26 protein-coding genes, 2 pseudogenes, 1 riboswitch and 1 other annotated feature are annotated in these 23,016 nt (G+C 66.2%); of the genes and pseudogenes, 16 read left to right on the top strand and 12 right to left on the bottom strand.

The window, feature by feature from the left end:
- Window position 1 precedes the first annotated feature (1 nt).
- The 5 genes and pseudogenes from CRT60_RS37760 to CRT60_RS10075 all read left to right on the top strand — a co-directional run.
- A pseudogene (locus CRT60_RS37760) lies at window positions 2-172 on the top strand (hypothetical protein); the annotation flags it as partial.
- A 287-nt stretch (window positions 173-459) separates the two neighbouring features.
- Entirely contained in the window at window positions 460-918 is a 459-nt protein-coding gene (locus CRT60_RS10090; protein ID WP_161958017.1) for a copper chaperone PCu(A)C, read from the top strand.
- Window positions 919-925: 7 nt separating this feature from the next.
- Window positions 926-1,552 (top strand): SCO family protein, encoded by a 627-nt coding sequence (locus CRT60_RS10085; RefSeq protein ID WP_098736312.1) that lies wholly within the window; start codon window positions 926-928, stop codon window positions 1,550-1,552.
- A gap of 248 nt (window positions 1,553-1,800) precedes the next feature.
- Window positions 1,801-1,901: riboswitch (yybP-ykoY riboswitch) on the top strand.
- A gap of 102 nt (window positions 1,902-2,003) precedes the next feature.
- A complete protein-coding gene (locus CRT60_RS10080) occupies window positions 2,004-2,546 on the top strand; it encodes a manganese efflux pump MntP (RefSeq protein ID WP_425290404.1) in 543 nt (180 codons plus the stop codon).
- A gap of 114 nt (window positions 2,547-2,660) precedes the next feature.
- Window positions 2,661-3,842, top strand: a complete 1,182-nt coding sequence (locus tag CRT60_RS10075; RefSeq protein ID WP_244592389.1) for an MFS transporter — start codon at window positions 2,661-2,663, stop codon at window positions 3,840-3,842.
- 55 nt (window positions 3,843-3,897) lie between these two features.
- Here the strand turns inward: CRT60_RS10075 and CRT60_RS10070 are convergent, their stop codons facing one another.
- The 10 genes from CRT60_RS10070 to CRT60_RS10030 all read right to left on the bottom strand — a co-directional run bounded on the left by CRT60_RS10070 (window position 3,898) and on the right by CRT60_RS10030 (window position 12,428).
- The gene (locus CRT60_RS10070; protein ID WP_098736310.1) at window positions 3,898-4,584 is read right to left on the bottom strand and encodes a ZIP family metal transporter; all 687 of its coding nucleotides are present in this window, start codon (window positions 4,582-4,584) and stop codon (window positions 3,898-3,900) included.
- A gap of 127 nt (window positions 4,585-4,711) precedes the next feature.
- A complete protein-coding gene (locus tag CRT60_RS10065) occupies window positions 4,712-5,701 on the bottom strand; it encodes a cation diffusion facilitator family transporter (RefSeq protein WP_244592388.1) in 990 nt (329 codons plus the stop codon).
- 468 nt (window positions 5,702-6,169) lie between these two features.
- Window positions 6,170-7,246, bottom strand: coding sequence for an IS5-like element ISAzs10 family transposase (locus tag CRT60_RS10060; protein ID WP_098736962.1), 1,077 nt, complete (start codon window positions 7,244-7,246; stop codon window positions 6,170-6,172).
- Window positions 7,247-7,513: 267 nt separating this feature from the next.
- Complete coding sequence (locus tag CRT60_RS10055) at window positions 7,514-7,780, bottom strand: metal-sensing transcriptional repressor (protein WP_098736308.1); 267 nt, start codon at window positions 7,778-7,780, stop codon at window positions 7,514-7,516.
- A gap of 110 nt (window positions 7,781-7,890) precedes the next feature.
- Window positions 7,891-8,874 (bottom strand): lipid II:glycine glycyltransferase FemX, encoded by a 984-nt coding sequence (locus CRT60_RS10050; RefSeq protein WP_244592387.1) that lies wholly within the window; start codon window positions 8,872-8,874, stop codon window positions 7,891-7,893.
- Window positions 8,859-10,184 carry an MFS transporter gene (locus CRT60_RS10045; protein WP_098736307.1) on the bottom strand — a complete coding sequence of 442 codons (1,326 nt, stop codon included), beginning with the start codon at window positions 10,182-10,184 and terminating at the stop codon, window positions 8,859-8,861. The genes CRT60_RS10050 and CRT60_RS10045 overlap by 16 nt, the downstream gene beginning before the upstream one ends.
- 51 nt (window positions 10,185-10,235) lie before the next feature.
- Window positions 10,236-10,409, bottom strand: coding sequence for a hypothetical protein (locus tag CRT60_RS36160; RefSeq protein WP_161958016.1), 174 nt, complete (start codon window positions 10,407-10,409; stop codon window positions 10,236-10,238).
- Window positions 10,399-11,634 carry a nickel/cobalt efflux transporter gene (locus CRT60_RS10040; RefSeq protein ID WP_098736306.1) on the bottom strand — a complete coding sequence of 412 codons (1,236 nt, stop codon included), beginning with the start codon at window positions 11,632-11,634 and terminating at the stop codon, window positions 10,399-10,401. Before CRT60_RS10040 ends, CRT60_RS36160 begins: the two co-directional genes overlap by 11 nt.
- A 9-nt stretch (window positions 11,635-11,643) precedes the next feature.
- The gene (locus CRT60_RS10035) at window positions 11,644-11,913 is read right to left on the bottom strand and encodes a metal-sensing transcriptional repressor (RefSeq protein WP_098736305.1); all 270 of its coding nucleotides are present in this window, start codon (window positions 11,911-11,913) and stop codon (window positions 11,644-11,646) included.
- A 152-nt stretch (window positions 11,914-12,065) separates the two neighbouring features.
- Window positions 12,066-12,428 (bottom strand): hypothetical protein, encoded by a 363-nt coding sequence (locus CRT60_RS10030; RefSeq protein ID WP_143273204.1) that lies wholly within the window; start codon window positions 12,426-12,428, stop codon window positions 12,066-12,068.
- Between the two features lie 103 nt (window positions 12,429-12,531).
- Between CRT60_RS10030 and CRT60_RS10025 the strand changes: the two genes are divergently transcribed.
- From CRT60_RS10025 to CRT60_RS36425, 6 genes are all read left to right on the top strand, one after another.
- Window positions 12,532-13,260, top strand: coding sequence for a HupE/UreJ family protein (locus CRT60_RS10025; protein ID WP_098736303.1), 729 nt, complete (start codon window positions 12,532-12,534; stop codon window positions 13,258-13,260).
- Window positions 13,261-13,278: 18 nt separating this feature from the next.
- Window positions 13,279-13,953: a transmembrane anchor protein gene (locus CRT60_RS10020; protein ID WP_098736302.1), complete on the top strand. Its 675-nt coding sequence runs from the start codon at window positions 13,279-13,281 to the stop codon at window positions 13,951-13,953.
- 65 nt (window positions 13,954-14,018) lie between these two features.
- Window positions 14,019-14,444: a YqaA family protein gene (locus CRT60_RS10015; RefSeq protein WP_098736301.1), complete on the top strand. Its 426-nt coding sequence runs from the start codon at window positions 14,019-14,021 to the stop codon at window positions 14,442-14,444.
- 31 nt (window positions 14,445-14,475) lie between these two features.
- Complete coding sequence (locus CRT60_RS10010) at window positions 14,476-14,949, top strand: YchJ family protein (RefSeq protein ID WP_098736300.1); 474 nt, start codon at window positions 14,476-14,478, stop codon at window positions 14,947-14,949.
- Window positions 14,950-14,965: 16 nt separating this feature from the next.
- A complete protein-coding gene (locus tag CRT60_RS10005) occupies window positions 14,966-15,733 on the top strand; it encodes a YkgJ family cysteine cluster protein (RefSeq protein WP_098736299.1) in 768 nt (255 codons plus the stop codon).
- Between the two features lie 211 nt (window positions 15,734-15,944).
- A complete protein-coding gene (locus tag CRT60_RS36425; protein WP_098736298.1) occupies window positions 15,945-16,166 on the top strand; it encodes a hypothetical protein in 222 nt (73 codons plus the stop codon).
- A gap of 34 nt (window positions 16,167-16,200) precedes the next feature.
- On the opposite strand, the gene CRT60_RS09995 is transcribed toward CRT60_RS36425, so the two are convergent.
- Window positions 16,201-17,622, bottom strand: a complete 1,422-nt coding sequence (locus CRT60_RS09995) for an IS4 family transposase (RefSeq protein ID WP_098736297.1) — start codon at window positions 17,620-17,622, stop codon at window positions 16,201-16,203.
- Between the two features lie 303 nt (window positions 17,623-17,925).
- Between CRT60_RS09995 and CRT60_RS09990 the strand changes: the two genes are divergently transcribed.
- From CRT60_RS09990 to CRT60_RS09975, 4 genes are all read left to right on the top strand, one after another.
- Window positions 17,926-18,489 carry a Chromate resistance protein ChrB gene (locus CRT60_RS09990; protein ID WP_098736296.1) on the top strand — a complete coding sequence of 188 codons (564 nt, stop codon included), beginning with the start codon at window positions 17,926-17,928 and terminating at the stop codon, window positions 18,487-18,489.
- A 16-nt stretch (window positions 18,490-18,505) separates the two neighbouring features.
- The gene (locus CRT60_RS09985) at window positions 18,506-18,943 is read left to right on the top strand and encodes an EamA family transporter (RefSeq protein WP_098736960.1); all 438 of its coding nucleotides are present in this window, start codon (window positions 18,506-18,508) and stop codon (window positions 18,941-18,943) included.
- Between the two features lie 158 nt (window positions 18,944-19,101).
- The gene (locus tag CRT60_RS09980) at window positions 19,102-19,905 is read left to right on the top strand and encodes an endonuclease/exonuclease/phosphatase family protein (protein ID WP_098736295.1); all 804 of its coding nucleotides are present in this window, start codon (window positions 19,102-19,104) and stop codon (window positions 19,903-19,905) included.
- 35 nt (window positions 19,906-19,940) lie between these two features.
- On the top strand, window positions 19,941-21,149 hold the full coding sequence (locus CRT60_RS09975; RefSeq protein WP_204561800.1) for an MFS transporter: 1,209 nt from the start codon (window positions 19,941-19,943) through the stop codon (window positions 21,147-21,149).
- Between the two features lie 60 nt (window positions 21,150-21,209).
- Here CRT60_RS09975 and eno read toward each other — a convergent pair whose 3' ends face one another.
- On the bottom strand, window positions 21,210-22,295 hold the full coding sequence (gene eno / locus CRT60_RS09970; protein ID WP_280177221.1) for a phosphopyruvate hydratase: 1,086 nt from the start codon (window positions 22,293-22,295) through the stop codon (window positions 21,210-21,212).
- On the opposite strand from eno, the pseudogene CRT60_RS09965 reads away from it, so the two are divergent.
- A pseudogene (locus CRT60_RS09965) lies at window positions 22,224-23,016 on the top strand (IS3 family transposase); the annotation flags it as partial. The gene eno and the pseudogene CRT60_RS09965 sit on opposite strands and share 72 nt — an antisense overlap.
- Window positions 22,508-22,624, top strand: a sequence feature (AL1L pseudoknot). It overlaps the preceding pseudogene by 117 nt.

The following is a 23,016-nucleotide window of genomic DNA, read 5'->3' as shown; positions in this document are numbered from 1 at the left end:
GATGCATGGTCGACGAGGGCCGCAGGCAAGAACCGGACCGGCAAGGGTGGAGTGGATGATGCAGGACGGCACGGCCCTGGATGCGATGAACAGCGCCGGCGGGCAGAGTCTGCGCTACCGGGTGGACGGTATGGACTGTCCAAGTTGCGTCACCAAAATCGAAACTGCCCTGCGGCGGCTGTCCGGTATCAGCGACATCGCGGTCTCTGTCGCGGGCCACGGTTGCCAACATCCGCCACAATGTCGCCTTCGCCCTCGGCCTCGAGGCGATCTTCCTCGTGACCACCCTGATCGGCGCGACCGACCTCTGGCTGGCCATTCTCGCCGACACCGGGGCGACGGTCATCGTCACCCTGAACGCTCTTCGGCTGCTGCGCCGGCCGAAGATCGAACCTCTCCCGGCCGCCGACCAGGCGGTGCGATGCCAGCCAGTCCATTTCATCCCAAGGAGCATTGACCGTGAAATCGATCCTGACGGCAGGCGCCGTCCTCTTCGCCGCCTGTGCCCTGCCGGCCGCCGCCGAAACCGTCCGTACCGGAGCCCTATCGATTGAGCAGGCCTGGGCGCGCGCGACCATTCCCTCGGCCCAGACCGGGGCGGTCTATCTGACGATCCGCAACGGCGGTGCCCAGCCCGACCGCATCGTCGCTCTGGAGGCTCCGGTCGCCGGGCATGCCATGCCTCATGAAACCAAGCAGGATGGCGACGTGCTGCGCATGGCCGAAACCGGTCCGCTGAGCGTCCCCGCCGGCGGTGCCTTGGAGATGAAGCCGGGCGGTACGCACATCATGCTGATGGATCTGAAGGGCGGGCTGAAGCCGGGCCAGTCCTTTCCGCTGACCGTGACCTTTGAACGGGCGGGAACGGTCGCGGTGCCGGTGACGGTCGGCCGGGCCGGCGCCATGGGGCCGGAGTGACCGCCGGATGACGCTGCACCACCTTCGTCTCATTCTGTGGTCGGCAGTGGGCGTGGCGCTCGTCGCGGGCTTTGTGCTGCTCTGGCGGGCTTCGTCCGGCGGTCCGCCTGCCACACAGCCGGACCCCGCCCGCCCGCTGGCTGAGGGCAGCCGATGGCAGCTGCTGGACGAGCGGAACCAGCCCTTCACGCCCGCCGATCTGCCGGGACGGCCAACGGTGATGGTGTTCGGTTTCACCCACTGTCCCGATGTCTGCCCGACCTCCCTGTCCTACGTGGCAAACCTGCTCCGGTCGCTCGGGCCGCGGGGAGAGGCGATCCGGCCGCTGTTCCTGACCGTCGATCCGGAACGGGACACCCCCGCCGTCATGGCCGATTACACCGACCTGTTCGACCCCCGCATCCATGGCGTCACTGGCGCACCCGATCAGATGGCGGCGGCCCTGAAGAGCCTCGGCATCTTTTCCCGGAAGGTACCGCAGGAAGACGGCGGCTACACCATGGACCACAGCGCGACGATCCTGCTGCTGGACTCGGCGGGGCGCCTGCGCTCGACGCTGGACATCCATGAGGGAGAGGAGGTTGCCGCCCGGAAGATTGAACGGCTGCTTGTTGCAGAGGCCGGAAGCCGGTGACACCCAAGCGCGGCTATGGTTCCTCGCCGCCGCACTTGTGGAAAGCCGACGGCGAGGCCCCGTCTCCGAGGAGATCGCCGACCGCTTCCAGCCGGTCGACATAAAGAGGAAAACTTGTTGGGAAATGAAAGTATTTTAATGTTTAGCTATCCCAACCATAAATCGAGTAAAGCAAAGGAGTTGGAAGCGCAATATACCATGCCAAAGCCGCTCGCCGAGGGTTGACGATGAAAATACAGAGCTGTAGTGTCGCGCCCATTGGGGAGTAGCTTCCGGCAGCTAGCCGGGAACACGTCAACATTCTTGCGCTCAAGGACGCATGGCGCGTTCAGTGGACGATCGTCTGCCTAGCGAGACCAGTGTGTTCGACGATCCGCGCCGGCCGGATTCTCGAACGCGCTGTCTCACAAGACCGGCGGGATGGACGATGACTCCTCTATCGATTGCCGTGTTGTCGCTCAGCATGTCGGCCGATGCCTTTGCCGCCTCCATCGGCCGTGGTGCATCCCGCCGACCCACCTTCCCGGCTGCCCTCAAAGGCGGCTTGGTTTTCGGCGCCGTCGAAGCAATCACGCCATTGATCGGCTGGGCATTGGGCCTGGCTGCGGCAGGCTTCGTCACTGCCGTCGACCATTGGATCGCATTTACTCTGCTCGGCCTCGTCGGCGGCAAAATGGTCTGGGAGGGCTTCCAGTCCCAAGAGGGCGAGGATGATGCCTCCACCGGGTCCAGCCCCTGGACGCTGGTCGCCACAGCGGTCGGCACCAGCATCGATGCCGCCGCGGTCGGCGTTTCCCTGGCGCTCCTGGACACCAACATCATCCTCATCGCTCTGTCGATCGGTCTCGCCACCTTTGCGATGACCACCATCGGCATGATGATCGGCAAGGCGGTGGGCGTGCGCTTCGGCAAGGTGGTGGAAGCGCTCGGTGGCATCGCGCTGATCGGCTTGGGATGCTCGATCCTCGTCGAGCATCTCGACTTGTTCCCCTGATCTCTTCCGCAGGTCTCCTGCCGGCAGGAGCCATGCAAACACCACGTCCATGGGCGCAGCTTGCCGCACCACGATTACACTGCCCGGTAGTGAACGAAAGCAGCGAGGTCAACTTTGTCGCTCCGCTCCATACCCCGCAGCGTCGTCGCTCTGGGCTTCGTCAGCCTGTTCATGGACGTCTCCTCGGAGATGATCCACAGTCTTCTGCCGGTGTTCCTGGTTTCGGTCCTCGGCGCCAGTGCGCTGTCGGTGGGTCTCATCGAGGGCATTGCCGAGGCGACGGCATCCATCACCAAGGTCTTCTCAGGCGTGGTCAGCGATTGGGCCAGGCGGCGCAAGCCGTTGCTGCTGCTTGGCTATGGCATGGCCGCACTGACCAAGCCGGTGTTTCCGCTCGCCGATACGCTGGCCTCGGTGCTGCTCGCCCGCTTTCTCGACCGCATCGGCAAAGGTGTTCGCGGGGCGCCGCGCGATGCGTTGGTCGCCGAGGTGACGCCGCCCGACCTGCGTGGCGCCGCCTTCGGGCTGCGGCAATCGATGGACACGGTGGGAGCATTCGCCGGCCCCGCACTTGCCATGCTGTTGATGGTCCTTAGCGACGACAACTTCCGCCTTGTGTTCTGGATTGCGGTCGTCCCGGCTCTGATCGCCGTCGCGGTGATCCTGTTCGGCGTGCGCGAGCCCGACCGGGAAGCGTCCGGCGAACCGCGCCGTTTCCCGATCCGGCGTGGTCAGCTGCGGCGGCTGGATGGGACCTTCTGGCGTGTGGTGATGCTTGCATCAGTGCTGACGCTGGCGCGATTCAGCGAGGCCTTCTTGCTATTGCGCGCTCAGAGTGTGGGTGTGCAGGATGCCTACGCGCCGCTGGTTCTGATCGTCATGAACATCGTCTACGCGATTTCCGCCTACCCGTTGGGACGTCTGGCCGATCGGTTGGACCGACGCAACTTGCTGGCTGTGGGAGTCGGCCTGCTGGTCGTGGCGGACCTGGTTCTCGCGGCAGCTGGTTCCGCGCCGGCCGTCCTGGCCGGAGTTGCGCTGTGGGGACTCCACATGGGCGCTACCCAGGGTCTGCTCGCGGTCTTCGTCGCCGATGCCACGCCCGCAGACCTTCGGGGAACGGGCTTTGGCCTCTACAATCTTCTGACCGGAATTTTCCTGTTGGCCGCCAGCACCGTGGCCGGGGTGCTATGGACCGCGGTGGGTCCGAATGCAACGTTCCTGGCTGGCGCCGCATTCGCGCTGATCACCCTGGTCGGACTGTTGACCTTGGTGCCGGGAAAGGCGAAGAGCTAGCCCTCCGGGCGACACCTCCGTCTGGTGGCCCAAGCGAACTAGATTTTTCCTGACGCTACAGGAACTCCTCAAGGTAAATCAGCCCGAGGAAACCGACGAAGAATGCTACCGGCATCATCGGCGTGTCCCGTACCTCATGCGCTTCGGTCAGTAGCTCCTCGGTGACCAGATACAGCAGCGCAACGAGGCCGAAAGCGAAGAACCCGGATAGAATCGATGGCGGGAGACCGCCGAGCAGCAGGCCGACCACCGCACCAACCGGCATTGCCATCGCAATTCCCGTGGTCACCGCGACGATGCGCGGTTTGCTGGTGCCACTGCCAAATGCGCCAGCGACCGACAGGCCGAGGAACAGCAGTTCGACCGTCAACGCAATGGTGAGAAGCAGTCCCTCCTTCGCTCCTTGGAGAAACCCGAGACCAAGAACAAAGCCATCGACAAAGACATCCACTCCCGCCACGACGGTCATGCCAACCGATCCGCCGAAGCGCGCTTCCGACTGCTCAAGGGCGAGCATCGTCAGGACACCGATCACAGCCCCCAGGAGTGTCGACCAGGGAGCATTGGCATGGATCACGTCCGGCAGGAGTTCTGCCGCAGCCGCGGCGAACACCACGCCTGCAGCAAGGTGCTGGACGATGCTTCGGAACCTTTGGGACGGCGGCCAGCATGCGGTGGCGGCGCCCCCGCCAATGGCTGCTGCGACTGGGATGATCGTGGAGAGAAGAACGGTCTGGAACATGCCGGAACAACTCCGCAGCGGCAGGCGCGGTTCCGCGCCGATCAGCCGACAGGCGGCGGAATTGCTCTACCCGGAGTCTTGGACGCAGCCAGGCTGACGGGAGGAGCGGATGGATGGTCGCACCTGTTTAGACCACGTCAGCCGGAGCCAGGAGGCAGTCGCCGCCGTCATGCTCAACCTGAATGGTCACGTGCCCGATGCCGAACCGTTCGTTCAGGTCATGCGCGACCTCCTTCAGGAATGCGTCGTCGGTTCCGGCATCAGGGCGGACGAGGTGGGCGGTGAGTGCGGTGTCTGTTGTGCTCAGGCCCCAGATATGCAGATCGTGGACGGCAACGACGCTCGGCAGCCCGGAAAGATAGGCCTCGACATCGGCCCGGCTGCCCCCCTCCGGGACCGCGTCCAGGGCGAGGTTCGCCGACTCCCGCAGCAGGCCCCAGGTTCCGACAACGATCACCACGACGATCACCAGGCTGACCACCGGGTCGAGCCAAAGCCAGCCTGTCCAGCCGATGAGCAGCGCCGCCACAACAACCCCGAGCGACACGGCGGCATCGGCGGCCATGTGCAGGTAGGCGCCTTTGACGTTCAGGTCGGCATCCTTGCCGCCCATGAACAGCCAGGCCGTGACCGCGTTGATGACGATGCCGACGGCGGCAACCCACATCACGACGCCCCCCTCGACTGGTTCCGGATGCGTTAAACGGCCGACCGCTTCCCAGGCGATGGCTCCGACGGCGATCAGCAGAACGACGGCATTCAACAGGGACGCCAAAATCGACGAACTGCCAAACCCGTAGGTGTGCCGGAGCGTGGGGCGGCGCCGGGTGAGCCAGGCGGCTCCCCAGGCGAGCAGCAACCCAAGCACGTCGGACAGGTTGTGTCCGGCATCGGCGAGCAGGGCGACGGAGTTCGCCACGATGCCATAGAACGCTTCAATGACGACGAAGCCGATGTTCAGCACGGTCCCAATGGCGAAGGCGCGATCATAACTGGCTGGGCCGTGATGATGTCCACCAAGGCCATGGGAATGACCGGCATGATGATCGTGCCCGTGGTCATGGGGATGGCTGTGGGCTTCATCGCGCCGGTAGGCATCATCATGGTTGTGAGGCACGGATCTTTGCTCCTTGTTCTTTTGCGCTCGGTCCTCTCGCGCTCGTCTCATCGGGCCAGTCTCTAGCCTCCAGCAGTAAAAATCCTCGCGAAAGCTGGGAGGCGGGCTTCCTGAAGGGGCTCCAACCCGACGATCACCCCATCCAGCAGGGCGTCACGTTGGACATCGGCTGTGAGGGAGGTGTTCTTTTTGGGGTGCAATGGTCAAAGGCTGTTCCGTTCCGTGCCATGTCGATGACACCGCCACGCGGGATGCCGACGATGGTTCATGCTCGTGCGCCCATGGGGCCATGGAGTGGAAACACATCGGGTTGGCCCTAACAGGGCGCGGAAAAAGAACTGTGTATGACGTCCTTGCCTTCGCGGAGGCTCGAAATTTGCGCCTTTCGCACCCGTTTTGGTCGGAACCAGCGGGTGCACCCCGGTCTGGGGTGCCCAAGGCCGCCTTTTGGGCGGACTCCGGGCGCGATTATGCCGCCGCCAGCAGCTTAGGCAGGCGGATCAGGTTGTAGGCGGCGGCGGTCAGGGTGAACATCCAGCCGACACGGGCCATGCCGCGATGGCGCGTTTTGCGCAAGCCGGCTCCTTTGATCCAGCCGAAGACCTCTTCGATGCGCTTGCGGATTCGTAGGCTGACTGCGTAACCGGAGTGGCGGGTGGTTCGGCCGTCGATGGCCGAGCGGCGGTTGCGGGTGTTCTGGGCGACGTGCGGGGCGGCGCCCAACTCGCGCATGTTCGCCACGAAATCCTTGGTGTCGTAGGCCTTGTCGGCGCCCACCGTGATGTGGTGGCGGCCGGGGATGGCCTCGACCATGGACACCGCAGCCTCGCGTTCAGCCAAGCCGGTGGCCGCCGTCAGCCGGACATCAACCACCAAGGCGTTTCGGTTCTCCATCAACGCATGCCCCATGAAGGCCAGTTTCGCCGGCTGGCCGTTGCCCTTGCGGTACAGCCGCGCCTCGGGGTCGCTGGTCGAGGCATGGGTCTCGTTGGAGCGCTTCTCGCCGTGAAAGTCGCGTTCGCCGTTGCGTCCCGGCCCCGGCGGCTCACCGCTGCCATCCTTGGGCCGGAAGCTCTTTACCGAGGCCCACGCCTCAATCAGCGTCCCGTCCACCGAGAAGTGCTCGTCCGACAGCAACGCTTTCACCTTCGGCTGGCCCAGCACGGTGGCCAGGAATTTGGCCGCCACATCCCCGGCCAGCAGACGCTCGCGGTTCTTGGTGAACACCGTCACGTCCCACACCGGAGCGTCCATCGACAGGCCGACGAACCAGCGGAACAGCAGGTTGTAGTCGAGCTGCTCCATCAACTGGCGTTCCGAGCGCACCGAGTAGAAGGCCTGGAGCAGCAGTGCCCGCAGCAGCTTCTCCGGCGGGATCGAAGGCCGCCCGATCTTGGAGTACAGACCCTCAAAGGCCGGTGACATCACCTCCAGCGCTTCGTCCACAATGGCCCGGATCGCCCGCAATGGATGGGTCGCCGGAACCCGCGCCTCGCAACTCACGTAGCTGAAAAGACCCTCGCTGCGTTCGTCCGAACCCCGCATCATTCCCTCGACAGTCACCTTTTCCCTCAATGGAGGGAATCACGACACCACAGCCGTGCACAGCCCTTTTTCCGCGTCCTGCTAATGGAGCAGGGAAGGACGGGTCCAGAGATCCACCGTCAACCCGGCTTCTGCCTCTGGAACGTCAGGATGATGGAACCGGAAGATGGCGAGCCCGACGTCCCGGGCATGTTCGTACGGCTCACCGCGTCTCACCATTTCAGTGAAGGCGCGTTCGACAGCGGTCCGGCAGCACATAGCAGCCTCCTAAAGGTACTTGGCAAGCTCGCGCAGCTTGGCGAGCCGATCGCGGTCCTCTCGGGGAATGGGGCCGACGATCTCTTCGAGATGATGGTCGATGTGGTCGAGGATCAGGACGCTCTTCGCCTTCTCCAGGGCCTTGATGACAGCCTGCAACTGCTGGGCTATGTCGATACCGTCACGCCCCTCCTCGATCATACGGGTGATGGTGGCGAGATGACCTTCGGCTCGGCGCAGGCGGTTCTTCAGATCGGGGTTGTTGGCGTGGCTCATGGAACATGACCTATCCCCCTGGTGGGGATATTTCAAATCTTCACGTCACGCTGCTGTCGGGTTGGCTGGTGTCTGGCACAGTTTTCACTGATATGTTGCCGCCAATGCCGTCAGCGGAAAAGTCCGAGAGTCTCCACTGCCTCGCCACCCAAGCCAAGCTTGAACTCGGTGACGCCAGGGGCATCCTCCGGGTTGATTCCGCCGAGATCGAGTGCGGTGACGCCGCGCTTCTTAAGCTCCTCGATCGCCCGCCACAGCACCAACCGCATGGCGTTGCTCTTGCGCCCAGCCTCATTGGACCAACCGACCTGATAGGTCGCCGCCTGCCCATGGATGAAGAGCAGCGCTGCCGCCACCGGCTCCTTTCCGGCAAGCGCCGTGACCATCAGCACCCCGCCGGCCTTGTGCAGCGCGTTGCGCAGTCGGACAATCAGCGTCCCCGACGCGCTGCGGTAGCCCTTGGATTCCGCCTGTTTCTGATCCTGCCGCACCAGCCAGGGCAGGTTCTGCGCGGCCGGGTCGACATCAAGGGCAAGACCGGCCGCCTCGGCGGCACGCAGTCCTTTGCGCCACGGGCCAGTGAAGCGGGCGCGAATCGCCTCCGGCTTCAGCGACAGGTCGAGCCAGACCGTCTGATAGCCGGGTGCGATACGACGGAAGCCACAGCGCTCCAGCATCGCCGTCATCTCCGGCGACGCCGGCAACTCTGGCAGCAGGCTGACCCGGCTGAACAGGTGGTTCGGGTACTCCCGACGCAGAAGCCGGAACACGGCCTCGGCCGTCTCCGGTGCCGGCGTCTCTCCCAGCCACAGCGGTCCGCGGTGGATGTGGGTCTGGCGGAACAGCTTCAGCGAGTGGCGCTGCAGCACCTGCACCAGCCCGATCGATCGCTCCCCCTGCTGGATGAGGCCGAGCCGCGGAACATAGCCGCGCGTCTTGGCCATTGCGCTCGCATAGCCGAAGCTCTGCGGCAGCGTCGAACGTGGGATCGCGGCGTAATGCCGCCCCCACTCGCCGACGGTGCCCTCGTTCCACAGGATGGTGACGGCGGGATCCGGGATCATGGCGGAGGCCGCGGTCAACGCTCCGGCCATACCGGATGCTCGCGGTCGATCACCAGCGCATGGCTGTGGCGGTGTCCGCCCCCGGTGGGCTCGGCTCCGGCAAGGTGCGGGTGGCCGGCAGGCAGGTTGTCATGGGTGTGCGGCAGTTCGGCCGGGTCGTCGACCGGCCACAGTCGGGAGGCTAGGCCGACCGCCGCCGCGGCGATCGCTGCGAGGACGGCGAAGGTCGCGCCCAATCCGGCGGTCGTCCCAAGCCAGCCGGCCATCGGGTAGGTGATCAGCCAGCAGGCATGAGACAGGGCGAACTGTGCGGCGAACAGGGCGGGCCGGTCGGGTGAATGCGCCGATCGCTTCAGCAGACGGCCGGTCGGGGTCTGTGCCAGCGAGTAGCCGAGCCCAAGCGCGAACCACAGCGGCAGCAGCCAGCCATAGCCCGGCAGCAGCGTGCCGGCCGTCAAGCCGATGACCAGGACGGTCGCCCCGCCCAGCATGGCCCGGCGGTCCGGCAGAGTGTCGAGCAGATGCGGCAGGGCCAGAGCGGCGATCATCGAGCCGCTGCCGAAGGCTGCGAGCGCCACCGCCGTCGCTGTCTGGCCGAGACCGTAGCGCGCCTGGACCAGCACGACGGTGTTGACGATCACCATCGAACTCGCAGCGGCGATGGCGAGATTCAGCGCCAGCAGCCCGCGCAGACGCGGTGTGGCGAGGTACCGTCGCACCCCACGGGTCGTGCGGTCGTAGATGCCGCCCTGGGCAGCGGCGTCAACCCGCGGGCTTGGCAGGACGACCGACACCACCAGGGACGCGGAGACCAGGAAGCCGACGACGGTGCCGGCGAACAGGGCGTGGAAGCTGACAACCGTCAGCAGGGCAGCCGCCAGCATCGGGCTGACGACGCTCTCCAGATCGTAGGCCAGCCGCGACAGGGAGAGCGCCCGGGTGTACTCGCCCTCATCGGGCAGCACGTCCGGGATGGTGGCCTGGAAGGTCGGGGTGAAGGCGGCCGACGCCGCCTGCAGCACGAAGATCAGGCCGTAGACTTGCCAGACCTCGGTGACGAAGGGCAGCGCCACCGCCACGCTCGCCCGGACGAGATCGAGAGCCACCAGCATGGTCCGCCGCGGCCAGCGGGCGGCGAAGGCGCCGGCGACCGGAGCGACGCCGACATAGGCCACCATCTTAATGGCGAGTGCGGTGCCCAGCACCGCGCCGGCGTCGGCACCGGCGAGATCGTAGGCGAGCAGCCCGAGCGCCACAGTCGCCAGGCCGGTGCCGACCAGCGCGATAACCTGGGCCAGGAACAGATGGCGGTAGGTCCGGTTGGCCAGGATCGTCAGCATCGTTTCCCCCTCGCGTTGGACAAGCGCCGGCGTTCTCCGGTCTTCCGACGGTCAATGCAGCGTCGGAGGCATGACCCAGGTCTCGACCACGTCCAGGCTCTCCCGCAGCGGGGTGTCGGGATGGTGCCAGTGGTGGATCACGGCGGCGGCCTCGACGGCATGGCGGTGGGGAACCCCATCCGCCACCAGGGCGCGGTAGGCGCGGGTCACGGCGTCACGACACATGGGTTCCTCCGATCCAGGCCAGCGTGTAACCCAGTCCCTGCAGGGCGTGGATGCCGACATAGAGGCCGACCAAGATGATCACCGCGCTCGACAGGTAGGGCGCGCGGCGGGCGAAGCTGCTGAAGGCACCCGACCAGCGCCGTTCGGCGTGGCGCATGCCCAGCGCGGCGATCGCCCCGGCGGCCACCAGGGTCAGGGCCAGACCGATGCTGAAGCAGACGACCAGGGCGGCGCCGAGCGTGACCTCCTTCAGTTGCAGGCACAGCAGCAACACGGTGATCGCCGCCGGACAGGGGATCAGTCCGCCGGTCAGGCCAAACAGGATGATCTGCCCGGTGGTGACCTGCCGGCCGGCGAAGCGGTGCTGGATGTCACGGGCATGTGCCCGCTCATGTGCGTCCTGGTAGCCGACCTGTCCAAGGTCCAGGGCGCCGGGCGGTGCATGGTCGTGGCCGCCATGGTCGTGCCCGTGATGACCATGCTCATGGCCATGCCCGTGATGGTGGTGGTGACTGTGGTCATGGGCCGTCTCATGGTGATGGGCGTGCTCGACGAAGCGTACCGGGTACTCGTGATCATGACCGACATGGCCGACCCGCACCGTGGCGACGAACTCGTGCGGCTCGGGAATCTCCTCGACCGACTCAAGGAAGGCGCCCTCGTCGAGGAACGAGAACTGCTGTAGCGTGCCGTCGGGCCGCAGCGTCTCCACCGTGATGGAAGCCGCGCCCGGCGCGGGGGCTGGCCGGCCCTGCCGTTCGGAGCGGATGCGGAAGCGGGGCGGAACGCCGTCCTCGAAGACCTCCAGCACCAGCACATCGCCGTGGCCAGTATCGATGCGGTGGGATTCGTCGCCATGGGAGTGGCCGTGCCCGGCATGCTGGTCCCGCCAGGTCCGCGCCGCCATCCACAGCGCCACCGCGACGATCAGCACCGCGGAAGCGAGTTGGAAATAGGGCTCGGTCGCCTCGGCGTTCCAGCCCTGGCCGATCCACATCCCGCCGAGCGCCACGGCCCAGACCACCAGCGTATGGGACAGGGTGGCGGCCAGACCGAGCAGGACCGCCTGGGTGACGGTGCCGCGGATGGCGACGATGAAGGCTGCCATCATCGTCTTGGAATGGCCCGGCTCCAGCCCGTGCAGCGCGCCGAGCAGGATGGCGCTCGGGATGAACAGCCAGGCGTTGGAGGCGCCTTGCTGCAGGAGGGCGGAGAACTCGGGCATGGCAGGTCCCTACAGATATTTCGTGATCGCCTTGAACTCGGCGACCGAAGCCCGCGTCTCGGCGGGGGTGGCATCGATCGCGGCATCCAGGCAGTGGTCCAGGTGGTCGTGAATGAGCACCTTCTTGGCCTCGCGGACGGCGCTCTCCACCGCATGCAGCTGCTGGGCGATGTCCAGGCAGGGACGCCCGGCTTCGATCATCTCGATGATGCCGCGCAGATGGCCGTCGGCCCGCTTGAGACGCTTGATGATGTCGGGGTGGCTGTGGTGCGTGCTCATGGCTTGGTGGTATCCCCCTGGATAGGATAGAGTCAAGGCCCGATGACGGCGGGGCTGATCCGCCCATTGTGCTTTGGTTGAGTGATGCGTTGGGCCGTATTGACCGCGACCCCGATCTTGCTCTATCCCCCTGGATGGGATCAATGCCGGTATCAGCCGGCTCCCGTTTCTCCGCCCCGGCCAAGGTCTCGATGCCCTCCGCGTTCCTGCCAACCCTGCTGCGCCTGCTCACCGCCCTGGTGGTGGCTGTCGGCGTCGTGGCCTTCGCAAGCCACGCCGTGCCAGCGTTCGGTCAAGTGGAAGGGGGACCACCCTGGGCGGATGCCGGCGGAGATGGCGGCCACAGCCACGATGATGACGGGGATGGCCGTGACCGCACGGCTGGACACACGCACGGCCACAATCCGGCCGATCATTCCCACGACACCCTGGTGTCCGGGACTGCCCTGCGGCCGACGGTCGATGGACATGCTGGGGCGTGGCGCCGGATCGCCTCCGATCCGGATGCCGGCCATGCTCCCCAACCTCCGGATCGCCCGCCCAGGCCTGACATCCGCGCGTAGGACGTGGCCGCCCTGACTTGGCGGCCTTTCAGCGAACCGCCACCGGATTTGGACCATGATTCCTGCTTTGCGAGGGGGCGCGCCGTGCATCCGCACGGCCCGCGCCGCCCTTCCTCTGTTCGTCTTAGCCATCCTGGCGCTCACCGGCGCCGATGCCCTGGCCCATGGCGTCACCGCCGGCGACAAGGGGTACATCCAGGAGATTTCCGGGATGAACCTGCTGCCCTTCCTCTATCTGGGCGCCAAACACATGGTGACCGGCTACGATCACCTGCTGTTCCTGTTCGGCGTGGTCTTCTTCCTCTACAGGCTCGAACACGTCGCCATCTATGTCAGCCTGTTCGCCCTCGGCCATTCGACCACCCTGCTGTTCGGCGTGCTGTGGGACACCAACGTCAGCGCTTATCTGATCGACGCCATCATCGGGCTGTCGGTCGTCTACAAGGCGCTCGACAACCTCGGTGCCTACCGCCGCTGGTTCGGCGTTCAGCCCAACACCAAGGTGGCCACCCTGGTCTTCGGCCTGTTCCACGGCTTCGGTCTGGCCACCAAGATCCGCGAGTTCGAGATCGCCCCCGACGGGCTGATCCCCAACCTGCTGGCCTTCAACGTCGGGGTCGAGATCGGCCAGTTGCTGGCGCTCTCCGCCATCCTGATCGTCATGGGCTTCTGGCGCCGCACCGACGGGTTCCTGCGCCATGCCTACACCGCCAACGTCGCGATGATGACCGCCGGGCTTTTGCTGATCGGCTATCAGCTGACCGGCTGGGCCGTCGCCGCCTGATCCAAGGATTTCCGCAAGATGTTCAACGCCAACATTCCCCCCGTTTCCGAACTGCCGTCCTCGGCCCAGCTCCTGCGCTCGACCGCGATCGCCGCGGCGACCGCCTCGGTCCTGCTGGTCACTGCCGTGCTGCCGGCCGAATATGGCATCGACCCCACCGGCGTCGGCCGGGTGCTCGGGCTGACGCAGATGGGCGAGATCAAGGTCCAACTCCAGGAGGAAGCCGAGGCGGACCGTCCCGGCGCCCAGGGCGCCGCCGCTCCGGCCGGCCAGCAGAGCTTCGACCTGAAGGCGGTCGGCGACCTTCTGGCCGGGCTGGTCGTCTCGCCGGCCGCCGCGCAGACGCTTCCAGTGCAGATCGCCCAGACTGCCCAGTCCGATACGGTGAAGCTCACGCTGAACCCCGGCGAAGGGGCCGAGGTCAAGGCGGTGATGACCAAGGACGCGACGCTGACCTACAGCTGGAAGTCCGAGGGCGGGCCGGTCAATCACGACACCCACGGCGAGCCGACCGCCAACCCGAATGCGACGCACAGCTACAAGAAGGGCCGCGGCGTCGCCGGCGACGATGGCGTGCTGAAGGCCGCTTTCGACGGACATCATGGCTGGTTCTGGCGCAACCGCGGTGATGCGCCCGTCACGATCATCCTGATCGCCAACGGCGCCTACAGCGACTTCAAGCGCGTGAAGTGATGCCCAAGGCCGGGCCCGCGCTGTTCTCCGCGAGCCCGGCCGTCCGCCGACCCGACGGAGGCCCTATGGACGATTTCGCCGGTCTGGCCGGCCTGTTCAGCGCCGCGCTGCTGGCGGCGACGATCCTGCCGGCCCAGTCGGAGGTGGTTCTGGCCGGCATGCATATGGCCGAGACCCATTCGACGCCGACGCTGGTGCTCGTCGCCACCGCCGGCAATGTGCTGGGATCGGTGGTGAACTGGCTGCTCGGCCGCTACCTGATCCACTTCCACGACCGCCGCTGGTCTCCGGTCAAGGCCTCGCTGATCGACCGTGCCACCGCCTGGTACCAGAAATGGGGAGTGTGGTCGCTGCTGCTGGCCTGGGCGCCCTTCATCGGCGACCCGCTGACCCTGGTCGCCGGCATCCTGCGGGAGAATTTCTGGGTGTTCCTGCTGTTGGTGACCATCGGCAAGGCTGCCCGTTACGTGGCGCTGGTGGTCGCCGTCTAAGCCCCTTACTGCGTGCAACCGAGGACCGATCATGTCGTCTTGCCCCTGCGGCTCCGGCCGTTGCTTCGAAGAGTGCTGCGGCCCCATCCTGGCCGGGGAGCCGGCGCCGACCGCTGAAGCGCTGATGCGGTCCCGCTACACCGCCTTCGTCCGCCACGACCTCGACCATGTCGAGCGCACCCATGCCCCGGAAATCCGCGAAGACTTCAACCGCGGCGAAGCCGAACGGGTGGCGGAGGAGTCGGAGTGGCAGCGGCTCGACATCCTGCGCGCCAGCGAGGAGGGCGACACCGGGGTGGTGGAGTTCCAGATCCACTTCCGCCGGGACGGCAACGACATGCGCCACCACGAGCGGGCAAGCTTCCGCCGGGAGGACGGGCGTTGGCTCTATGTCAGCGGCGAGGTCAACCCGAAGGGCGAACCGCGCCGCGTGGTCAAGGTCGGACGCAACGAACCCTGTTCCTGCGGGTCCGGCAAGAAGTACAAAGCCTGCTGCGGCAAGTGATCGGAGGGGGGCCGCCGTGGAACCGCGTTTCTCCTGCACCGCCTGCGGCAAATGCTGCCACGGCTGGCTGCCGCTGACGCTGCCGGATGCCGTCGCCCATGCCGGCCGTTTCCCGCTGGCGATGGTGTGGACGCCGGTGCGGTCCAATGCCCGCTCCTACGAGCTGGCGACCAGGCTGGGCGCCACGGTGCGCCTGCCCAACCGCAAGACGGTGGCGGTGCTGATCGTACCGACCGCCTATCTGCCGACCTCCTTCCCCTGTCCGGAACTGCAGGAGGACGGGCTGTGTGGCATCCATGAGGATAAGCCGTCGCGCTGCCGCACCATGCCCTTCTATCCCTACCGCGAGGAGAAAGATCAGGCCGACCTGCTGATCCCGCGCAAGGGTTGGCAATGCGACACCTCGGTGGTGGCGCCGGTCGTCTATGCCAATCACGCCATCCTCGACCGCACGGATTTCGACCGCGAGCGGGGCGATCTGCTCGACCAGGCGCCGGTGATCCAGCGTTACGCCGACTATGTGCTGAAATACATGCCGTGGATCGTCGACGAGCTGGCGAAGCTGGCGGCCAAGCCGACCGGCGGCAATCTGGTCACCAGCCTGTCCTCCTTCCTCACCGCCACGCGCCGGCCGGACGCCGCGGAGATCGCCGCGGCCCAGGCCCCGCTGTTCCAGGCGATGGCGGAGCGGACCAAGGACGATCCGGCCTTGCGTGAGTACCACCGCAATTACAGCGGATGGGCCAAGGAGATGGAGAGTTTGGCGCGGCGCAAACCTAGCTGACTGTCCAATGGAGGGTCAGCCACTGCACTGTCTTTCTTCATTCGCCCATGTTGGGAGCTGAGTTTCCCAATCTCATGACTGCCCATCGCATTCCGAGCTCCTTACCTAGGTTTTCGGTTCTGCTGCTGACACTGTTGGCGAAATCCGGGGGCTCGGCACGGCCTGGGAACGGCGGCTGTTGAGGAGACATCCTCATTGAAGGGGGCCGATCATGTCGCTCAAGCCGCAGACCATTCCGCCGGTGCCCGAGACGACCGCGACCGTCGCGCGGGCCGCCTTTCCCAAGGGCACGGTCGTTCTCCGCCTCCGAGACGAGCTGGGGACGATCTACCAGGATGAACTGTTCGCCACCTATGGCGTCACCCCATCAGACGACCACTGCGGCTTGAGCACACATATGGCCAGGGCCCGCACCCTCAGGACAGCGACCTGACCGGCCGCCGTGCAGCCGCGTCACTCACCGGCTTTCAATTACCCACAAGCTGCGGTGCGATCTCCGAACCGAGGGTTATGTCGATCAGGCGTGCCATCCCCCGCCACATGACGGTGTTCCCCGGCGGGGGATCGCAGCGACGGGCGAGATAGCCGCCGAGCTTGGCGACTTTGGTGAGATAAATTCCCAAAGTGTTGCTGCCGGTTAAGGTTGGGGCCTTGTCTGGAACCAGAAAATCGAGAACCTGCTGTTCGCGATCCGTGAAGACTATGTCGGCATCGATGTCCGGCGCCGATCGATTGATCATCGTCATCCAGAAGACCCGCCAGCTCACCAGGGAATAGACGGCAATCAACTTGACGAGGCGGTCGGCGCTTCGGAGCCTCGCCTCCTCCACCTTGCAGCCCGACTTCAGGATCTTGTGAAACACCTCAATCTTCCACCTCATCGCGTACCAACGCAGCGTTTCGATGGCCGCTTCCGGGGCGAGGACGGGCAGATCGGTGAGAAGCTTCCAATCGATGCGCGGCCGATCGGCCGGTTCTTCCCGCTCCCGGGCATGCAGGACGGTCAGGATGAGCGCCGGATAGCGCTTCTGCTTGCCGATGGGCGGCAGGACACGCAGGCTGCGGTAGGTCAGTTCGACCTCCGCCGTGCCGACGCGGCCCTTGGCATCGCGGACGGGGACGGCGTGCACGCCCTGAACGGCGACCTCTTCCATCACAGCGTCGACGGTGGTGTTTCCATCGAGAGCGAGCCGGTCGACGCAGGTCCGCACCAGGAAATGTGTTCCCAGATCCTGAGCCAGACAGAACAGCTCGTAGATGTCGCTCTCGCGATCACCGACATGGACGCATCGTCCCGGATCGCCGAACAACTCCGTGGTTCGCCGCAGGTTCTCCAGCCAACGGATGCTCTCCTTTTCTTCGATAGGCACCCGTGTCGGATTGATCTTCCTCTTCAGAGCGGCGGTGCCCTTGAATTTCGTCCGGGTCCAGAACTTGACCGCGCCGAGACCCAGCGGCAGGCCCTCGGTCGTGACCGCCAAGCTGGCGTGCATCAGAAGTCCGCACACGGTGTGCATGCGGAACCGGCCGTCCTTGTCCTGGCCGCTGTTCACCCGGCAGGTCTGGCCGATCTTCTCGGGGTGCTCGCGCTGAAAGGAGAACTCGGTGGTGTCCTGAAGGACCAGGAGGGGGCCGGTGGTCGCTGCGACACGCTGACGTGTCGCAGCGAAGTGCCCGGAGAGGATGTCCCCTTCGCTCACCCGGTCGTTGGAGAAGAACCGATAGGCCGCCTTGGTGTTGGCCCAGTCCTGGCAGGCCAGAGGAATGCTGTCACCCATGGCCCCGGCCATCTGATCGAGCAATGTGCTCAGGCGCCGCTCCAGCCGCTCATCGCCAAAACGGCAGCCGGCAAGTTCATCTTCAATCCATGTATTGGCTCCCGTGACCATCGACACCTCCCGAACATCGTTCGATGCCAACAAGTGGGAGACCGTCTGGGTTCGAGGCGGAGGCTGCCGTCACCGGCTGCCCGGCCGGATGTGGGTAATTGAAAGACTCACCGGATGGATACGAAACTCGCGCCACTGGTCCTCGTCATAAATGGCCAGCAGATAGGCCCGCTGGCCCCGTTGGCGCTTGGTGACCACCGAACCAGGCGCCGCCCGGATGGAGGAGGCTTGCCACGCCTCGCGCCCCAGTGATAACGGATAGTGCGCTTGACATGTAACGACCGTTACATCAATAATCTATCCATGAACACGCGTTCATGGATACTCCTCACCTACAAGGTCCCTGCCGAACCGGCCAAGGGGCGGGTCGGACTCTGGCGAAAGATCAAGAGCCTCGGCGCGGTCTACCTGCAGAACGGCGTGTGCCTGCTGCCCAGGACGGACGACCATCTGCGCCGGCTGAAAATGCTGGAGAACGACATCGCCGCTTTGGGGGGGGAGTCGGTGCTGCTGGAAACCGTCGGTCTCGACCGTGGCCAGGAGGACAAGGTCGTTGCCCGCTTCAACGACGACCGAAACCAGGAGTATCAGGAATTCCTCGGACGCTGCGCCGATTTCGATGCCGAGATCGCCCGGGAGACGGCCGCGCGCAACTTCACCTACGCAGAGCTGGAAGAGAACGACGAGGAGCTGAAAAAACTACGGACGTGGCTCGACAAGATCCGCAAGCTCGACTTCTACGGAGCCCCCCTGGCGGGACAGGCGGGGGAGCGCCTCGTCCACTGCGAAGATCTGCTCGACGTCTACGCCCATCAGGTCTTCGCCGCTCAGGACGAGAACCGACCGGGGTCTGACACCCCGTCATGAACCGGAGACCATGCGCATGAAAGTCCTGCTGTCGGCCTGGCCGTTCTGGGCATTGCTCTCCGCTGCCTTCGCGGCGTTGACGGCCATCTTCGCGAAGATCGGCATCGAGAACGTCAATTCGGACTTCGCCACCTTCATCCGCACCATCGTCATCCTTCTCGCCCTCGGCGCAATCCTGCTGGGCACCGGCCAATTCCAGGCGCTGGATTCGGTGGCGCCCCGGACGTACGCCTTCCTGGTGCTGTCCGGCCTTGCCACCGGCGCCTCGTGGCTGTGCTATTTTCGCGCCCTGAAGCTCGGCAATGCCTCCCAGGTGGCGCCGATCGACAAGATGAGCGTCGTGATGGTGGCGGTCTTCGGCGTCCTGTTTCTCGGCGAGAAGCTGTCCGGCGCCAATTGGGCCGGGGTCGTGCTGATCGCCGCCGGCGCGCTGCTCGTCGCCTACAAGCCCTGATCCCGGCGGCACCCCCCGGTTTGGGTGGCCGACGCCGGACGATCCGTACCGACCCGCACCCAGGTGTGTGCCCGCGTCTTGCCTGCGCTTCCAGGCGTGACGCCACCCTGATCCGCGCCTTCGACGCGGTCTCCTCCCAAGGAATGGAACCCGCCACGATGCTGACGATCCTCACCTACAACACCCTGTTCGCTGGACGCGACGGCGCCGACGACCGCCGGGCCGAGGCCCAGATCGGCCTGATCGGGGACCTCAAACCCGACGTTTTCCTGATGCAGGAGGCCAAGGGCTTCGACGCCGGCGGCAACGCGCTGCTGTACGCGCTGGAAGCCCGCATCGGCATGCGCGGCTTTCTGGCGGTCGCACCGCGCACCAACCAGAACGTCGCCATCTTCATCCGCGCCCCGCTGCGCCCGCTGAGCTTCGAGGCCGACGGGGCGAACGTCCACCACGCGCTCGCCACTCTGACGGTCGCCCTGCCGGAAAGCGGGCGCCCCCTCACCCTGATCAGCGCCCATCTGTGCCCGAACGGTCCGGCCGTGCGCCGCCGCGAGGCCGCGTGTCTGACGGTGCAGGCGTTGCCTGACCGGTTCGCCCTGCTCACCGGCGATTTCAACTCCGTGTCGCCCCATGATCCCGAGCCCGAGGGCTTCGATGCGCTTCCCGCCCACCACCGCACCCGCTATCTGGCCGACGACCTGCGTGGCGCCGACCGCAGCGTCCTGGCCCATCTGGAAGCGGCGGGCTGGGTGGATGTCGGCCACGCGCTGGGCGGAGCCGGCGTGCCGACGGTGCCCACGGCCGGGTACCCGAACACGGAATTCGCGGTGATGCGTTGCGACTACGTCCTCGCCTCACGGGCGCTCGCGGCGGCTGCCGCGTCCTACCAGGTAATCCGCAACCCGGTGACCGATCGGGCCTCGGACCACTATCCGGTGCTCGCCCGCTTCGAGGTACGGTGATGACCGCGCCATCTCCCGCCGCTGCCCGACCGTGTATGGGCTGGTTCAACCGCACCGTGGCCGGTGCCGGCCTGACCAGCGCGCTGGGTGATTTCTGCTACGAAACCACCACGGTGATCCTGCCCGGGTTCCTGGCGGTGCTCGGCGTGCCGGCGGCCGTCCTGGGCGTCATCGAGGGAACCGCCGACGCGGTGGCGAGCTTCACCAAGATGGTGTCGGGCTACATCGCCGACAAACTGGGACACCGCAAGACGCTGGTGCTGGTCGGCTATGGGCTGACGCCGCTGGGCCAGGCGCTGATCGCGTTCGCCACCGGCTGGCCGTTGTTGCTTGCCGGCCGGCTGGTCTCGTGGTTCGGCAAGGGGCTGCGTGGCCCGCTGCGCGACGCCATTGTGACCCAGGCCGTCAGTCCCGAGACGCGCGGCCGGGCGTTCGGCTTCCACCGCGCCATGGACACCATCGGTGCGGTGATCGGGCCGCTGCTGGGGGTGTCCCTGCTCGGCTGGGCGCAGACCTGGGGGTGGGAGGACGCGGCCGGGCCGTTCCGTCTGGTGCTCTGGCTCAGCGTGATTCCCGGCGTTCTGGCCGTCCTCGCCTTTCTCGCCCTGGTGCGGGATCCCGAACGCGCACCCAACCCGGCGCTCACCGTCGTCGGCGCCGTGCGCGACCTGCCGGCGCGGTTCAAGCGCTACCTCGGGGCCGTGGGTCTGTTCGGCATCGGCGATTTCTCCCACTCCCTGCTCATCCTCGCGGCGACGCATCTGCTCACGGCGTCGATGGGCGTGGCGCAGGCGGCGCAGGTGGCCGGCCTGCTCTATGTCGGACGGAACGTCGTGCAGGTCGCCGTGTCCTACCCGGTCGGCGTGCTGGCCGACCGCTTCGGGTCGTTGCCGGTGCTGGCGGCGGGCTACGCGCTGGGAACGCTGACGGCGTTCCTCACTGCCCTGGCCTTCTGGTCCGGGACCGACAGCGTGCCGGCGCTGGGAGCGATCTTCGCCGTCGCCGGCCTGTATGTCGCCGTGCAGGAGGCACTGGAATCGACGGTGACCGCCGACATGGTGGAGCCCGACACGCTGGCGACGAGCTACGGCGCGCTGGGCACGGTCAACGGCGCCGCCAAGTTCATCTCCAGCACAGCCGTCGGCCTGCTGTGGACGGCGCTGTCTCCCCTGGTCGCCTTCGGTCTGGCCGCGCTGTTCATGGCCGCCGGCACCTGGGCGTTGCGACGAACCGCCCGCCGGTAGTCGGTAACTGGTGGACCGGTGTGGCCCGGCGTCCTGGCCGGACGCGCGGGCCGCGCCCGGTCACGAGGCGAAGGGGGAGCCGAAGAGCGCCTTCGGCCCAAGCTCCCGCTCGATTTCCAGCAGTCGGTTGTATTTGGCGATACGCTCGCCACGACAGGCCGAACCTGACTTGATCTGGCCGCTGCCCATCGCCACCGCGAAGTCGGCCATGAAGCTGTCCTCGGTTTCGCCGGACCGGTGCGAGATCACCGTGCGCCAACCGGCCTGCCGGCACAGCTCGACCGCTTCGATGGTCTCGGTGACGGTGCCGATCTGGTTCAGCTTGATCAGGACGGCGTTCGCCGTGCCCTCGGCGATGCCGCACCGGATGAAGCGCGTGTTGGTGACGAAGATGTCGTCGCCGACGATCTGGACCTTGTCGCCCAGCGCCGCCGTCTGTGCATGGAAACCGTCCCAATCATCTTCGGCCAAGCCATCCTCCAGGGAGACGATCGGGTAGCGGGCGATCCAGTCCTGGAAGAGCGCCGTCATTTCGGCGCTGGTCTTGCGGCCCTGGCCGGATTTGTCCAGCGCGTAGCCGCCATCGGCACGGAAGGAGCTCGCCGCCGGATCGAGGGCGATGGCGACGTCGCGGCCCGGCGTCAACCCGGCCGCTGCGATCGCCTCGACGATCAGCGCCAACGCCTCCTCGTTGCTTCCCAGATCGGGGGCGAAGCCGCCCTCGTCGCCGACGCCGGTCGCGTAGCCGCGCTTGCGCAGGATGGCCTTGAGCGCGTGGAAGGTTTCGGCCCCGTAGCGCAGCGCCTCGGCGAAGCTGGGCGCGCCGACCGGCATGACCATGAATTCCTGAAAATCCACGGAATTGTCGGCGTGCTTGCCGCCGTTCAGGATGTTCATCATCGGCACCGGCAGCCGATTGGCGACGCCACCGCCGAGCCAGGCATACAGCGGCTCTCCCCGGTCCTGCGCGGCGGCTCGGGCCACCGCCATCGACACTCCGAGAATGGCGTTGGCGCCGAACTGAACCGCACCGGGTTTGTCGGAGGCTCCGTTTCCTGAGAAACTGGGGTCATCATGACGAAACAGGCATCCCCCAAATACGCCCCTGAAGTGCGCGAGCGTGCGGTTCGGATGGTGTTCGAGCACGAAGGCGAACACGCCTCGCAGTGGGCGGCGATTAGTTCGATTGCGACGAAGATCGGCTGCAATCCCGAGACACTGCGGAACTGGGTCCGCCAGGCCGAGCGTGACCAGGGCAAACAACCCGGCCCAACGACGGACGAGCAGGAGCGGATCAAGGCGCTGGAGCGCGAGGTGCGGGAACTGCGCCAGGCGAACGAGATCCTTCGCAAGGCGTCGGCGTATTTCGCCCAGGCGGAGCTCGACCGCCCGTTCCGGAAATGATCGCTTTCATCGACGCGCACCGCGCTGTTCACGGGGTCGAGCCGATCTGCCGAGTGTTGCCGATCGCCCCGTCCACCTATTACGCCCATGCCGCCCGACAGGCCGATCCGTCCAAGGCGCCGGCCCGCTCGCGAAGCGACGCCGAGCTGAGTGGGGCTATCCGGCGGGTCTGGGACGCGAACTTCCAGGTCTATGGGGTACGCAAGGTCTGGCGGCAGTTGCGGCGAGACGGCATCGACGTGGCGCGCTGCACGGTAGCCCGACTGATGAAGCAGATGGGCCTGAAGGGAGCGATGCGTGGCAAGACGGTGCGCACCACGATCAGCGACCGGGCGGCGCCCTGTCCCGCCGACCGGGTGAATCGCCAGTTCCAGGCGCCACGCCCGAACGCCTTGTGGTTGGCCGATTTCACGTACGTATCGACATGGCAGGGCTTCGTCTACGTGGCCTTCGTCATCGACGC

It is taken from the genome of Azospirillum palustre, from assembly GCF_002573965.1.
In the GTDB taxonomy this organism is placed as follows: domain Bacteria; phylum Pseudomonadota; class Alphaproteobacteria; order Azospirillales; family Azospirillaceae; genus Azospirillum; species Azospirillum palustre.
The sequence above is the reverse complement of the archived record's forward strand: the minus strand, read 5'-3'. Positions and strand labels throughout refer to the sequence as shown.